12 protein-coding genes are annotated in these 13,309 nt (G+C 71.0%); 5 read left to right on the forward strand and 7 right to left on the reverse strand.

Annotated elements, in window-relative coordinates:
* Positions 1–101: 101 nt before the first annotated feature.
* The 4 genes from AC27IY_RS38580 to AC27IY_RS38595 form a co-directional block, all read right to left on the reverse strand.
* On the reverse strand, positions 102–1,151 hold the full coding sequence (locus tag AC27IY_RS38580) for a sulfite oxidase (RefSeq protein WP_344211813.1): 1,050 nt from the start codon (positions 1,149–1,151) through the stop codon (positions 102–104).
* A gap of 171 nt (positions 1,152–1,322) precedes the next feature.
* Positions 1,323–1,913 carry a TOPRIM nucleotidyl transferase/hydrolase domain-containing protein gene (locus tag AC27IY_RS38585; RefSeq protein WP_487181023.1) on the reverse strand — a complete coding sequence of 197 codons (591 nt, stop codon included), beginning with the start codon at positions 1,911–1,913 and terminating at the stop codon, positions 1,323–1,325.
* A gap of 223 nt (positions 1,914–2,136) precedes the next feature.
* A complete protein-coding gene (gene polX, locus AC27IY_RS38590) occupies positions 2,137–3,822 on the reverse strand; it encodes a DNA polymerase/3'-5' exonuclease PolX (protein WP_344211809.1) in 1,686 nt (561 codons plus the stop codon).
* Between the two features lie 40 nt (positions 3,823–3,862).
* Positions 3,863–4,831: an aldo/keto reductase gene (locus tag AC27IY_RS38595; protein WP_423476553.1), complete on the reverse strand. Its 969-nt coding sequence runs from the start codon at positions 4,829–4,831 to the stop codon at positions 3,863–3,865.
* Between the two features lie 77 nt (positions 4,832–4,908).
* Between AC27IY_RS38595 and AC27IY_RS38600 the strand changes: the two genes are divergently transcribed.
* Entirely contained in the window at positions 4,909–5,397 is a 489-nt protein-coding gene (locus tag AC27IY_RS38600) for a carboxymuconolactone decarboxylase family protein (RefSeq protein WP_487181024.1), read from the forward strand.
* Positions 5,398–5,404: 7 nt separating this feature from the next.
* Here the strand turns inward: AC27IY_RS38600 and AC27IY_RS38605 are convergent, their stop codons facing one another.
* Positions 5,405–6,442, reverse strand: a complete 1,038-nt coding sequence (locus AC27IY_RS38605; protein WP_364444740.1) for a zinc-dependent alcohol dehydrogenase family protein — start codon at positions 6,440–6,442, stop codon at positions 5,405–5,407.
* A gap of 89 nt (positions 6,443–6,531) precedes the next feature.
* Between AC27IY_RS38605 and AC27IY_RS38610 the strand changes: the two genes are divergently transcribed.
* Positions 6,532–7,929 (forward strand): glutamate-cysteine ligase family protein, encoded by a 1,398-nt coding sequence (locus AC27IY_RS38610; RefSeq protein WP_487181025.1) that lies wholly within the window; start codon positions 6,532–6,534, stop codon positions 7,927–7,929.
* Between the two features lie 78 nt (positions 7,930–8,007).
* The gene (locus AC27IY_RS38615) at positions 8,008–9,021 is read left to right on the forward strand and encodes a hypothetical protein (protein ID WP_487181026.1); all 1,014 of its coding nucleotides are present in this window, start codon (positions 8,008–8,010) and stop codon (positions 9,019–9,021) included.
* Positions 9,022–9,039: 18 nt separating this feature from the next.
* Here the strand turns inward: AC27IY_RS38615 and AC27IY_RS38620 are convergent, their stop codons facing one another.
* Positions 9,040–9,759 carry a PaaX family transcriptional regulator C-terminal domain-containing protein gene (locus AC27IY_RS38620; RefSeq protein WP_423450654.1) on the reverse strand — a complete coding sequence of 240 codons (720 nt, stop codon included), beginning with the start codon at positions 9,757–9,759 and terminating at the stop codon, positions 9,040–9,042.
* A 31-nt stretch (positions 9,760–9,790) separates the two neighbouring features.
* On the opposite strand from AC27IY_RS38620, the gene AC27IY_RS38625 reads away from it, so the two are divergent.
* A complete protein-coding gene (locus tag AC27IY_RS38625) occupies positions 9,791–11,488 on the forward strand; it encodes an acyl-CoA dehydrogenase family protein (protein ID WP_487181027.1) in 1,698 nt (565 codons plus the stop codon).
* Positions 11,489–11,580: 92 nt separating this feature from the next.
* Here the strand turns inward: AC27IY_RS38625 and AC27IY_RS38630 are convergent, their stop codons facing one another.
* Complete coding sequence (locus AC27IY_RS38630; RefSeq protein ID WP_487181028.1) at positions 11,581–12,465, reverse strand: RpnC/YadD family protein; 885 nt, start codon at positions 12,463–12,465, stop codon at positions 11,581–11,583.
* Between the two features lie 92 nt (positions 12,466–12,557).
* Between AC27IY_RS38630 and AC27IY_RS38635 the strand changes: the two genes are divergently transcribed.
* On the forward strand, positions 12,558–13,298 hold the full coding sequence (locus AC27IY_RS38635; RefSeq protein ID WP_487181029.1) for a crotonase/enoyl-CoA hydratase family protein: 741 nt from the start codon (positions 12,558–12,560) through the stop codon (positions 13,296–13,298).
* Positions 13,299–13,309 lie beyond the last annotated feature (11 nt).

The raw sequence follows: 13,309 nt of genomic DNA on the forward strand, positions 1-13,309 counted from the left end.
GGATTTCCGCAAGGTTTCCGGGAGAGTGTTTCAGAGGAATCGGTCCGCTTCGCGCAAGCTGTGAGAAAATGGCCAGCTCAGCAGCTATCCGTGACATTTATCTAGCCAAGAACAACCTCAACAGGGTGTTGCACCACAGCATTGAAGTGGTAGCCGAACGGGTGCCGGGGGATGGCGAGCGGCTGCGTGGCGCCCGTCTCGTCGGTCGCCCTGGCCATGAGCACATAGCGGCCCGGCCGCCGGGGCGCCCAGGTGACGTGCCACTGCGACCAGGCGCTGACCAGGTGACTTCCGTGCAACGCGGCCGCGCGCCAGGTGTCACCGCCGTCGAAGCTGACCTCGACCCGGGTGATCCGGCCCTGCCCCGACCAGGACCGCCCGTGCAGCACCAGGGGGACGCCGCTGATCGCCAGCCGCGCGTTCCACGGCAGTTCGAACGCGCTTTTCACCGGCTGAACGGTGACATCGGGGTAGAACACGGTGTTCCAGGGACTCAGCAGGGTGCTCGTGGAAACCTCTATGTCGCCGAGCCATTTGATGGACGCGATTCCCACCCATCCCGGCACCACCAGCCGGGCGGGGAATCCGTGGTCGGGGGGCAGGGGCTCGCCGTTCATCTCGTACGCCACGAGCACGTCGTCCATGGCCTTGGCGATGGGCAGCGGGCGGCGTACGTGCCCGTAGTCCTCGAACGGTTCGTCCAGTCCTGACGGGAGCACGTCCACCGCCTCGGGCCGCACGCCGGCCTCCTTGAGCAGGTGCTTCAGCGGCACGCCGCGCCAGCGCGCCACCCCGATCGCGCCCAGCCCCCACTGGGTGCCCGGCGCGGGGTCGTGCTGCTGGCGGCCGTAGAAGCGGCGTCCGTTGCCGGCGCACTCGATCGCCACGTCGTACGTCCGCGACGGCATGGCGCGCAGCTCCTCGTAGCCGAACGCGCGCGGACATCGCAGGCCGGGGCCGTGCAGGCGCAGCCGCCAGGTCGCGGCGTCGATGAGCGGCGTGCCCGTGTGGTTGCGGACGAAGAACCGGTCGATCGGGGTGTGGTAGCCCTGCCCCGACATGGCCTCCCACCGCATCTCGGCGTTCTCGCCGCGCACCCTGAACAGGTGGCCGGGCAGGGGCTTCAGGATGCTCGCCGTGGCGTTCCTCATGACTGCTGTCACCTCGTTAATCGGCATTCCCTACCTGTAAACCATTTAATCTCCTCACGTCGGCTTCCGTCGCGATCCTTTACCGGAACAAGCCCTCAGCGTCGCACTCCCCAGGGGGAGCGCGACGGCTCTACCGTGACGCTCTGGCCCTACCCGGACGCGGCCGGGGGCTCACCCGGCGAGCGGGCTCGGCCTGTCGCTCAGGACGTGGGCCAGCAGCAGGTCCAGCGGCCGTGGCACGCGGTCGAGTTCGAGCGCCGCGACGAGCAGGCCGGAGTAGCGGATCTTCCGGCCGCTGCCCGCCCCCATGAATCGGCGCAACTGGTCGTGCGTGGAGCCCTCGCGCCAGGCCGGCTGCCGCTGGAGCGTGCGGAACGACCCCAGCTCGCCCTCGGCCTCGATGACCTCTTCGACCGCGTCGGTGCCGAGCGCCCTGATCAGCTCGTCCTCCAGGTCGGCGACGCAGGTGAAGAACCCCAGCGCCTCCAGGCCGTCCCGGTCGAGGCCGGAGCCGAGGCCGGCGCGTTCGAGGCTGCGCCGGTAGTCGTCCTCCTCCCCGGCGTCGCACAGGCCGGCCAGCCGCATGCCGAGCCCGGCGGGGCCGAATCGGGCGACGTACGTGCCGATGTTCGTGGCACCGCCCATCGCCACGAGGGAGATGCCCTCGGCCGCCAGATCCCGCTCATGGCGCCGGGCCAGCACCTCGAACGCCGCCTTGTCGCTGGCGCCCTCGACCAGGACCACGGTTCGCGTCTCGCTCACGAGCCCACCCTTTCACCCGACCCCGACGTTGTTCATCCGCTTTTGCGGCCGTTCCCAAGCGGGGCCGAGAGGGTGGAGCCCGTCCGATTCTGGTCAAAAGTGGGTCATGGACACCAGCTTTATGGTGTTATGTCCGAATTTCCGGAGCAGGCTAAGCGGGGAGAGGAGGACCGCACATGGGAGCTCCCCGCCCGCCCGGGCCCTTATTACCCTTTCACGCCTGTCACCGGGAACGCCCCAGAAAAGCCAGGAGGCGTTCGAGCGGCCAGGTGTTGATGACGTCGTCCGGCGTCAGCCAGGCCCGTTGCGCGATCCCGACGCCGAAGCGCTGGTGCGCCAGGTGCGGGATCGCGTGCGAGTCGCTGTCGATCGAGAACTTCACCCCGTGGTGCTTGGCCAGCCGCACCAGGTCGGCCGGCAGGTCGGAGCGGTCGGGATAGGAGTCGATCTCCATCGCGGTGCCCGTGCGCGCCGCCGCGCGGAAGACGGCGTCCCAGTCGGCGTCCACCGGCTCGCGCTTGCCGATCTTGCGGGTGGTCGGGTGGCCGATGACGTCGACGTACGGGTTCTCGCAGGCGGCGATGAACCGGCGCGTCATCTCGTCCCGTGACATGCCGAAATGCGAGTGGACCGACGCCACGCACACGTCGAAGTCCCGCAGCACCTCTCCCGGCCAGTCGACCGACCCGTCGGGGGCGATGTTGAGCTCGGAGCCGTGCAGCAGCCGCATGTCCGGATATTTCTCCTGCAGCCGGGACAGCCGCTCCCGCTGCTCCAGCGCCTTGTCCAGCGTCATCCGCTGCATCGACAGGTCGGGCGCGTGGTCGGTCACCGCGTAGTAGGCGTAGCCGCGGGCGTGCCCGGCGGCCACCATGTCCTCCAGCGAGGCGATGCCGTCGGTGAGGTCGGTGTGCGTGTGCAGGTCGCCCTTGAGGTCGGCCAGCTCCACCAGCGCCGGCAGCTCGCCCCGCAGCGCCGCCTTGACCTCGCCGCCGTCCTCGCGCATCGGCGGCGGGACGTACTGCATGCCGAGCGCGTGGTAGATCTCCTCCTCCGACTCGGCCGCGATCACCCGCTCGCCCTCGAACAGGCCGTATTCCGACAGCTTCCACCCCTTCTTCACCGCCATCTCCCTGATGGCCACGTTGTGCTCCTTGGAGCCGGTGAAGTATTGGAGGGCCGCGCCCCACGAGCCGGCCGGGATGCGCCGCAGGTCGACCTGGACGCCGGACGTGGTGCGGATCGAGGTCTTCTTGTCGCCGGCCGCGATGACCTCCGCGACGTAGGGCTGCGCGCGGAACTCCTCCATGATCGACTCGGGCGCGACCGCGAGGATGTCGATGTCGCCGATCGTGTCCTTCATCCGCCGCAGCGACCCCGCGTAGGTGATGCGCTCGGCGCTCAGCGACCCCATCACCTGCTCGGCCAGCGACATCGCGACCCCGATGTGCACCCGCCTGCCGGACTGCTCCAGCTGCTCGACGCCCTTCAGCAGGTTGGCCAGCGTCTTCGGGCCGAGGCCCTTGACGCCCTTGAGCCGGCCCCCCTCGATGGCCTCGCGCAGCGCGTCGGTCGAGTCGATGCCGTAGTCCTCGAACAGCATGATCGCCGTCTTCGGGCCCAGGCTCGGCACCCGCGTCAGCCTCCGCACGCCCTCGGGCACCCGCCCCCGCAGGTCGTCGAGCTGCCGGAAGCTGCCCCGCTGGAGGAACTCCTCCATCTTCTTGGCGATCGCCTCGCCCACTCCGGGCACCGAGCGCACGTCGACCACCGAGATGTCCTCGGGGAACCCGGCGATGGCCTTGGCCGCCTTCTGGTAGCTCCGCACCCGGAAGGCGTCGCCGCCGCAGAGCGCGAACAGCTCCGCGTATTCCTGCAGCGCCGACGCCGCCTCCTCATTTGCCCGCATGCCCCTAACCCTAGAGGCCCGCACCGACAATCCGGGGAGGTCAGAACCGCACCTCACGCGGCCGGTACGGCTCCGCCAGGAACGCCAGCTCCTCCTCCGACAGCCGTACGTCCACCGCCGCCACCGCGTCGTCCACGTGCCGGTCCTTGGTGGCCCCGACGATCGGCGCGGTGACCGCGGGCTGGTGCAGCAGCCAGGCCAGGGCGACCTGCGCGGCCGGCAGCCCCCGGTCGGCGGCCACCCGCGCCACGCGGTCCACGATGACCTTGTCGTTCTCCGGGTCGTACAGGGACTCGATGCGGGTGTCGGAGCCGGCCCGGGCGGTCGAGGCCGCCCCGCCCGCCCTGGCCAGCACCCCGCGCGCGAGCGGGCTCCACGGGATCACGCCCACGCCCTGGTCGAGGCAGAGCGGCAGCATCTCCCGCTCCTCCTCCCTGTAGAGCAGGTTGTAGTGCGGCTGCATCGAGACGAACTTCGTCCACCCGTTGAGCTCGGCCACGTGCTGGGCCTTGGCGAACTGCCACGCCCACATGCTGGACGCGCCGAGGTAGCGCGCCTTACCCGCCCTGACCACGTCGTGCAGCGCCTCCATCGTCTCCTCGATGGGCGTCTCGGGGTCCCAGCGGTGGATCTGGTAGAGGTCGACGTGGTCGGTGCCGAGCCGGCGCAGCGAGGCGTCGATGCCGGCCATGATGTGCTTGCGCGACAGGCCGCCGTCATTGGGCCTGCGGCTCATCGGGAAGTACACCTTGGTGGCCAGCACGTAGTCCTCGCGGCGCGGGAAGATCGCGCGCAGCGCGTTGCCGGTCACGACCTCGCTCTCACCCTGGCTGTAGACGTCGGCCGTGTCGAAGAACGTGACGCCGGCGTCGGCCGCCCGGCGGATGATGGGCTCCGCCTCGTCCTGCGGCAGCGCCCAGTCCTGGCGGGCGGGGTCGCCGTAGCTCATCATGCCGAGGCACACCCGCGAGACCTGCAAACCCGTGTCACCCAGTCGCGTGTAATCCATACCGCTCACATTAGGGGGCGGAACGTACGGGTTTCCGCCCTGTCGACCTGTTCCCCGATCCGGGGGATGCTGCGAGGATGGAACCCCGCGTGCGGCCCCTGCCTCCCGAGGAGTGGGACGGCTTCATCAGGGCCAATCCCTACAACGTCTTCGCCACCATCGCCCGCCACCCGAAGCTCTACCAGGCCTGGCTCGGTTTCGGCGGCGCGCTGCTCGACGGCACGCTGCCGGCCCGCGACCGCGAGCTGGCCATCCTGCGCACGGCCTACCACAGCCGCAGCGCCTACGAGTGGGCCCACCACGCCCGCCTCGGCCGCGAGGCGGGCCTGACGGAGCTGGAGATCGACTCCGTACGCCACCCCGACGCGCTGTGGCCGGTCGAGGACCGGCTCGTCCTCCAGGTGGCCGACGACCTGCACTACGGCGGCGACCTGACCGACGCCACCTGGGCCGCGCTCTGCGACCGCTACGACGAGGAGGGCCGGATCGAGCTGATCATGCTGGTCGCCCACTACCGGATGCTGGCGCTGGTGCTGCGGACGCTCAGAGTGGCGATCGAGGAGTGATCGACGTTCAGAGCGGCGATCGAGGAGTGATCACCGTGACGCCCGGCACCGAGCCCATCGCGGCGAGGGCCTTGCCCGCGTCGGCCAGCCCGATGGTCCTGGTGACGAGCTGGTCGGGGTGGAGCACCCCGGCCCTGATCAGCTCCAGCATCCGCGGGTAGGCGTGCGCGGCCATGCCGTGGCTGCCGAGCAGCCGCAGCTCCTGGCCGATCACGCGGTCCATCGGCACCGGGGTCGGCCCGCCGGGCAGCAGGCCCACCTGGACGTGCCGGCCGCGGCGGCGCAGGCTCTCGACCGAGGCCGCGCAGGTCTGCGGGCTGCCCAGCGCGTCGAGCGACACGTGCGCGCCGCCCCTGGTCAGCTCGCGCACCTGGGCCGCCGCGTCGCCCGCCGAGGCGTTGACGAAGTGCGTGGCGCCGGCCAGCTCGGCCAGGTGCAGCGCGTCACCGCTGACGTCCACGGCCACGACGCGGGCGCCGGCGGCCGTGGCGATCATGACGGCGGACAGCCCCACGCCGCCGCAGCCGTGCACCGCGACCCACTCGCCCGGGCGTACCTCGCCCACCTGGGCCACGGCGCGGAAGGCGGTGGCGAAACGGCAGCCGAGCCCGGCCGCCGTGACGAAGGCCATGTCCTCGGGGACGGCGACCAGGTTGACGTCGGCGTGGTCGATCGCGACGTACTCGGCGAAGGAGCCCCAGTGGGTGAAGCCCGGCTGCGTCTGCCGCTCGCACACCTGCTGCTCGCCCGCCGCGCAGGACGGGCACGTGCCGCAGGCGCACACGAAGGGCGCGGTCACGCGCGCGCCCGGCCGCCATCCCCGTACGTCGGAGCCGACGGCCTCGACGACGCCCGCGAACTCGTGACCGGGAACGTGCGGCAGGGCCGTGATGTCGGGGTCGTGGCCCTGCCAGCCGTGCCAGTCGGACCGGCACAACCCCGTGGCCAGGACCCTGATCACCGCGCCGTGCGGGGCGGGGGCCGGATCCGGCAGCTCGCGCACGTCGAGCTCGCCCCCGAAGACGTCAAACGCAACCGCTCGCATCTCATGAGCTTAGAGTGAGCGGCCGTGACCTGCGCAAGCACCTGCCCTGTCACAGGTGTGGAATCCGGTGGGCGGGACAGTTAGAGCTGATGGGACAAGACTTGGACAAGGAGCGCTTCTCGGAGGACGAGTTCCTCCGCTTCGGAGAGCGCATCCGCGAGCAGCTCGGCACGTTGCGCGAGCTGCTCGACACCCCCGGCTTCGGTCAGGGGCCGGTGACGATCGGCGCGGAGCTGGAGCTGTTCCTCGTCGACGACCGGGGCCGGCCCCTCCCGCGCAACAGCGACGTGCGTGAGACCCTCGGCGACCCCCGCGTGGTGCTGGAGCTCGGCCGCTACAACCTCGAGGTGAACCTGACCCCCACGACGCTGGAGGGCAAGCCCTTCGAGCTGCTGGGCGCCGAGATCCACGACACCGTGACCAAGGTGGACGCGGCGGTCGAGGGCGGTGGCGCGCTGCCCATCGGCATCCTGCCCACGCTGCGGACCGAGGACTTCACGGTCGGCGCGATGAGCGACCAGAACCGCTACCGGGCCATGAGCAGGGGCCTGCGGCGGCTGCGGCTGGAGCCGTTCCTCGTCAAGATCGACGATCTGGAGCTGTCGGTCGAGGACGTCATCCTGGAGAGCGCCAACACCTCCTGGCAGGTGCACATCCGCACCCCGCCGGAGCGCTTCGCCCGGCTGTTCAACGCCGCCCAGCTCGCCATCGGGCCGGTGCTGGCGGCCTGCGGCAACTCGCCGATCTTCCTCGGCCCCCGCAAGTGGGAGGAGACCCGCATCGCGCTGATGGAGGAGGCCGCCGACGACCGCGACGTGGCGCGGCTCGAACGGCGGGACGGGCGGGTCACGTTCGGCTCCGACTGGGTGCGCGAGGGCGCGATCGAGCTGTTCGAACGGTACGTCGCGGACTACGAGCCCATCGTGCCCGACCTCGTCGACGACGTCGGGCCCCACGACGTGCCCGAGCTGCGGCTGCACCAGGGCACCATCTGGCAGTGGAACCGGCCCGTCTACGACCCGGCCGACGGCGGCCACCTGCGCATCGAGATGCGGGCGCTGCCCGCCGGGCCCTCGTGCGCGGACATGGCGGCGAACACCGCGTTCCTGATCGGGCTCACGCTCTCGCAGGCCGAACGGGACCTGACCGGCTACCGCTTCGCCGAGGCGTACCAGAACTTCTACCGCGCCGCCATGCACGGGCTGGACGCCAAGCTGTCCTGGCCGGGCTGGGACGGCGAGCACGAGGCCGCCGACCTCATCCTCCGGCTGCTGCCCGAGGCGCGCGAAGGGCTGCTGGGCGCGGGGGTGGCCCCCAGCGACGCCGATCGCGCCCTGGAGATCATGGAGCAGCGTACGCGGCTGCGCCGTACGGGCGCGGTGTGGCAGCGCGAGACGCTGGAGCGCCTCGGCGGTGACGTCGAGGAGCTGGTCCGCCGTTATCGTGAGCTGGCCCTGTCGGGACTGCCGGTGCATATGTGGCGTTGAGTCACAACCATCCCCCTTTCGTTTCCGTCACACTGGGTAAAAGGACGGAAAAGGAAGGAAGTTATGTCGGTGACGGGGATGGTAGTAACCGATAAATCACCTTTCGTCCTGAAAAGGGCGACGGGGGACCTCGCGGACGGAGCGGCCAAACTGGCCGAGGAGATCGGCGCCACCGCCGTCGAGGCGGTGCTGGCCCAGGCCAACCGGGCGGCGGCACGCAGGGGAGCGACCGCCGCCCTCGGCCCGATGCAGCCGAGACCGGCCGAATGGTACGCCTTCGACGCCGGCGACCAGGACACCGTCGACTGGTACCCGCAGGGGATCACCGGCAGCACGGACTCCGGCGCGATCGGCGTGCCCACGCTCGTCATCAGCTGGTACTTCAAGCCGACGGCCGGCGAGCGCGGCATCCGGGTGTCGTTCCTGAGCCCGCGGACGCTGAAGTACCGGCACGCGCTGCTCGTGCTGGCCAAGCCGGACGGCTCGTACGGGCCGATCAACATCCACGCGGGCGGCATCGCCGTCGACGGCGACCTGCTCTACGTGGCCGACACGACGCGCGGCCTGCGCGTGTTCGACCTGCGCCGCATCCTCGACCTGCGCACCGCCCAGAACGACCTCGGCGACGCCGACCGCATCGGCCGGCAGGGCGGCAGGTTCCACGCCTTCGGCTACCGCTACGTCATCCCGCAGACCGACATGTGGCGGCTCGCGACCCCCGGCCCGGTCTTCTCCTTCGTCGCGCTCGACCGCAGCGGCGGCACCGGCAAACTGATCACCGGCGAGTACCGCGAGAACGACCCCGGCGGCCGGGTGGTCCGCTGGAACCTGCCCTTCTCGGGCGGCGAGCCCGCCGAGGCGTACGTCATGGGCCAGCCCAAGATCCAGGGCGCGCTCTCCCAGGGCGACACCTGGTACCTCAGCCAGACGGGTGGCTCGGCCCGCAACGGCAAGCTGCTGGTGCACCGCGCAGGCAAGCTCCAGACCAGGCCGTTCCCCATCGGCCCCGAGGACCTCACGGTGCAGGACGGCAGGCTGTGGAGCCTCACGGAGTTCAAGGGCAAACGCGTCGTCTTCGCCGTCCCTCTGTGACTCCGCGGTGAGTCGGGCTCAGCCGGCGAGGTGCCGGAGCAGGACCTCGCGGTAGCGGGCGTCGAAGGCGTCGTAGCGGGCCCGCAGCTCCGCGCCCGGCCAGCCCGCCGGCAGCAGCTCCGGCGGCAGCAGCGGATCGGCCAGCAGGTGGCGCAGCACCGCGGCCGACACCAGGAAGCCCTCCGCCAGCCCGTCCGCCCGCTCCAGCGCCCCCTCCAGACGGCGGGCCTCGGCCGCCCAGCCGTCGAGATCCCACAGCAGGGGAGTGGGATCGCCGTGCGGACGTCCGTCGATGAGCGTGCACTGGGCCGTGACGACCTCCGGCCAGCCGGAACGCACCAGGTTGGCCGGCCGCATCCAGGTGCCCTCGCGCAGCTCGGCCAGGCGCAGCGTGGTCATCGCGTGCCGCAGCGCGGCCCGGTCGGCGGGGGCGCGCCGCTCGGCGGTGACCACCGCCACCTCCCACGTGCCGTCCCAGGGCCTGATGTGGGGGTCGCGGCTCTCGTCCTGGCGGGCCTGGCGCTCGACCAGCCGCGGCGAGAGCGTGTAGAAGCCGTTCTCCTGCACGAGGTCGCCCGCCGCCACCATGCGGGACAGCGCCACCCGTACGGTGCCCTCGGCGACCCCGAACAGCGCGCCGATGCGGACGAGGTGCCGGGCCGGCAGGCGCGGGGGATGGCTGCCCAGCAACGCGCTCAGCACGGCCGAGCGGGCGCTCAACGTATTACGCTCTTCCATCGCGTGTCGAGTATATGTAACACTCGCAGATATGGGGCGCTATCTCATCGAACCCTTCGACCGCAGCGACCGTTACGCGACCGAGCGCTACCAGGGCGCGGCCGGGCGCAACTGGTGGGCCTGCGATCCCACGCTGCACCTGCTCATGCGACGCCACCTGGGCGACGGCTACGCCTGGGCCGAGCCGCACCTCGACCGGCTCGGCGCGCTCATGGGCGGCCCTGTCGCGGCCTGGGCGGAGGAGACCGACCGCAACCCGCCGCGCCTGGAGAAGTACGACAAGTGGGGCAGGGACGTCAGCGAGGTCGTCATGCCGCCGTCGTTCCACGCCGCCCGGCAGGCGCTCATGGCCGACAACTTCACCTCGCCCGCCTTCGCCCAGCAGGCCAGGGCCAACGGGGCGAACCCGTCCGCGCTCGCCGCCGCCTGGACGTACCTGCTCGACCAGGCCGACATCGGGATGGGCTGCGCGCTCGGCACGGGCGGCGACATGGTGGTGCAGCTCGCCGAGAAGCACGCCCCCGAGGACGTCCGCGACCGCGTACGGGAGATCTTCGCCAACGGCTACTACTCTGGCGAAGCCGCCCAGATGCTCACCGAGCGGACCGGCGGCTCCGACCTCGCCGCCCTGGAGGCCGCGGCCGTCCCCGCCGGCGACGCCTGGCTGCTGACCGGCTTCAAGTGGTTCGCCTCCAACGCCAACGGCTCGGCGTTCGTGGTGCTCGCCCGGTTGCCCGAAGGAACGGTGGCGCCGTTCCTCGTGCTGTGGGAGCGGCGCGACGGCAGCCGCAACGGCGTACGCATCCGGCGGCTCAAGGACAAGCTCGGCACCCGGTCGGTGGCGTCGGGCGAGGTCGAGTTCGCGGACGCGGAGGCGTTCCTGCTCATGGACCGCCCGGACGGCGACGGCCGCGCACAGGACGCGGCCACGTCGGGCAGCTCGGGCTCCGGGCTCGGCACCATGATGAAGCTCACCAACGGCTCACGGCTCGGCGTCGCCATGATGGGCCTCGGCGTGGCCCGCCGGGCGCTGGTCGAGTCGATCTGCTACGCCCGCGCCCGCGAGGCGTTCGGCCGCCCGCTCGCCGAGCAGCCGCTGATGCGCCGCAAGCTGGCCGAACTCGTCGTCGAGGTGGAAGCCGCGCAGGCACTCGTCTTCGACGGCCACCTCGGACCCCGCCTGCGGCTCGCCCCCGCCCTGATCAAGCTGCGCGCTGCCCGCCTCGGCCTCACCGCCGCGAGCGACGCCGTCGAGGTGCACGGCGGCAACGGCTACATCGAGCAGTGGCCGGTCGCCCGCCTGCTGCGCGACGCCCAGGTCAACCCGATCTGGGAGGGCGGCGACCACATCCTCTGCCTGGACGTACGCCGCGCCATGGCCAAGGAACAGGCCCACCTGCCCTTCCTCGACCGCCTGCGGGCCGCCGCCACCTCCGACCTGGTGCACACCCGCATCGACGACCTCACCAAGGCGATCACCGCCTGGGCCGCCCTGGAGCCCGCGGTGGCCGAGGCCCGGCTGTATCCGCTGGCGCAGTTCATGGCCGACGTCTACGCCGCCGCCCTGCTGGAGGAACAGGCCGGCTGGGGCCTGGACGACGGCCGCAAGTCGCTGGTCGCCCGCCTGTACGCCGCCGCCCACCTGGCCGACCACGGCCCCCTACGCGGCCTCGACGCCCCTGCCGAGGACCCCTTCGACGCACTGGTCGCGGGAGCCTTCACCGGCTGACGGGCGAATGTGCCGGTCCCGGCTGAAACACTCCGGGACCGCATCGCCTCTGGACCGGCCCGAGGACGAGCCGACCCTTCTGACGGAGGAAGCTACTGGCCGGACTCGTCGAACAACTCGTCGGCCGTCTGCACGGTGGCGGCGCGCACGGCCCAGGCTTCGAGCGTCTCGACGTCGGTGCAGTCGGTGATGCGGGCGCGTACGTCCTCGGTGACGTCGAGCCCCCGCGCGGAGAGGAACAACAGCACCAGCTTCGCCGCCTCCCGAGCCTTCCCCTCGGCCTGGCCTTCCGCCTTGCCCTCTGCCTTGCCCTCCGCCTTGCCTTCTTCGAGGCCGCGGCCGTAGTGCTCACGGGCGAAGGGGCTGTACACCGGCCAGGACGTGGACGCCATGAGTTCCTCCAGCAGGCATCGGATCTCGAACGAGGACATGCTGTACGCGTATTCAGTGTACTTCGTAGCGTAATCAGTGGCCGTGTCGTTCAGCGCGGTCGTGAACGCCTCCACCACCTTCCGCTGCTTGCCGTGCACCATCACCGACATGACCGCCAGTGCCATGTTGGCGGCGGCCTGCGTGGCGTCGGTGATGACCGGAATGTCGTCAGGTCCCAGAACCTGGGCCTGGAGTCGGTAGCCGGTCAGCCCGCTGTCGATCGGCTGCGCGTAGTACTTGGCCGCGGCGCGGTCGGGGCAGACGATCAGGACCGTCACGTCGCACTTCATGAGCAACCACAGTGCGGCGGCGTACCGGGAGAGCTGTTTCGGTTCCTTGGATTTGTCCTGCTGGACTTCGATGATGACGGCGTGCAGGGGAGAGGTGTGCGGCCCCAGACTGAGGACCACATCGGCGTCGAAGTCGTCCGAGGACCGGGTGTTGAAGGTGCGCTCCTCCTGGCGGACCAAGGGCGTGTCGGGGAGGGGAACGCCCATGTGGTCGCGCAGGATCCGCACCGCCAACTCTGGCTGTTCGGTGAACATCTGGGTGAGTGCGTCGTGTGGGGGGGATGGCATGGACTCATTGTGACATGGCAAACACGACGCGTGACCACAACCTATCTGAGGAGGGTCTGATGACCGTACGTGTGGAGCGCCAGGGGTCGGTCACCACGGTGGTGATCAGTCGGCCGGAGGCGCGTAACGCCGTCGATCGCGAGACCGCCGGCGCGCTCGCGGACGCCTTTCGCGGGTTCGAGGAGTCCGATGCCGACGTGGCGGTGTTGTGGGGCGGGGGAGGGACGTTCTGCGCGGGTGCGGACCTCAAGGCGCTGGACAACCACGTCGGTGAGGAGGGCGACGGGCCCATGGGGCCGACCAGGATGCGGCTGGGCAAGCCGGTCATCGCCGCTGTCGCCGGTCACGCGGTGGCGGGCGGGCTTGAGCTGGCCCTGTGGTGCGATCTGCGGGTGGCCGAGGAGGACGCGGTGTTCGGGGTGTTCTGCCGCAGGTGGGGTGTGCCGCTCGTCGACGGTGGCACGGTGCGGCTGCCGAGGCTCGTCGGTACGTCCCGCGCCATGGACATGATCCTCACGGGGCGGCCGGTGGGGGCGCGGGAGGCGTACGAGATGGGGCTGGCCAACCGGGTCGTCCCGCGCGGTGAGAGCCGGTCGTGCGCTGAGGAGTTGGCTCGCGAGATCGCCCGTTTTCCGCAGGCGTGCCTGCGCGGTGACCGACTTTCGGTGCTGGAGCAGGAGGGGCTCGGTGAGGCGGAGGCCATGCGTAACGAGTTGCGGCATGGGCTGAGGTCGCTGCCCGGTGCCAGGGACGGTGCGGCGCGCTTCGCCGGGGGCGCGGGCCGGCACGGCCACTTCTGAGAACGGCGCTT

The organism is Nonomuraea sp. B208 (assembly GCF_057536035.1).

Bases quoted from the DNA above. Each gene is read 5' to 3' on its own strand.
- AC27IY_RS38615 (WP_487181026.1), top strand. From the start codon at position 8,008: ATGGTAGTAACCGATAAATCACCTTTCGTCCTGAAAAGGGCGACGGGG.
- AC27IY_RS38605 (WP_364444740.1), bottom strand. From the start codon at position 6,442: ATGCGAGCGGTTGCGTTTGACGTCTTCGGGGGCGAGCTCGACGTGCGC.
- AC27IY_RS38610 (WP_487181025.1), top strand. From the start codon at position 6,532: ATGGGACAAGACTTGGACAAGGAGCGCTTCTCGGAGGACGAGTTCCTC.
- AC27IY_RS38580 (WP_344211813.1), bottom strand. From the start codon at position 1,151: ATGAGGAACGCCACGGCGAGCATCCTGAAGCCCCTGCCCGGCCACCTG.
- AC27IY_RS38600 (WP_487181024.1), top strand. From the start codon at position 4,909: ATGGAACCCCGCGTGCGGCCCCTGCCTCCCGAGGAGTGGGACGGCTTC.
- AC27IY_RS38595 (WP_423476553.1), bottom strand. From the start codon at position 4,831: ATGGATTACACGCGACTGGGTGACACGGGTTTGCAGGTCTCGCGGGTG.
- AC27IY_RS38620 (WP_423450654.1), bottom strand. From the start codon at position 9,759: ATGGAAGAGCGTAATACGTTGAGCGCCCGCTCGGCCGTGCTGAGCGCG.
- AC27IY_RS38635 (WP_487181029.1), top strand. From the start codon at position 12,558: ATGACCGTACGTGTGGAGCGCCAGGGGTCGGTCACCACGGTGGTGATC.
- polX (WP_344211809.1), bottom strand. From the start codon at position 3,822: ATGCGGGCAAATGAGGAGGCGGCGTCGGCGCTGCAGGAATACGCGGAG.
- AC27IY_RS38630 (WP_487181028.1), bottom strand. From the start codon at position 12,465: ATGTTCACCGAACAGCCAGAGTTGGCGGTGCGGATCCTGCGCGACCAC.
- AC27IY_RS38625 (WP_487181027.1), top strand. From the start codon at position 9,791: ATGGGGCGCTATCTCATCGAACCCTTCGACCGCAGCGACCGTTACGCG.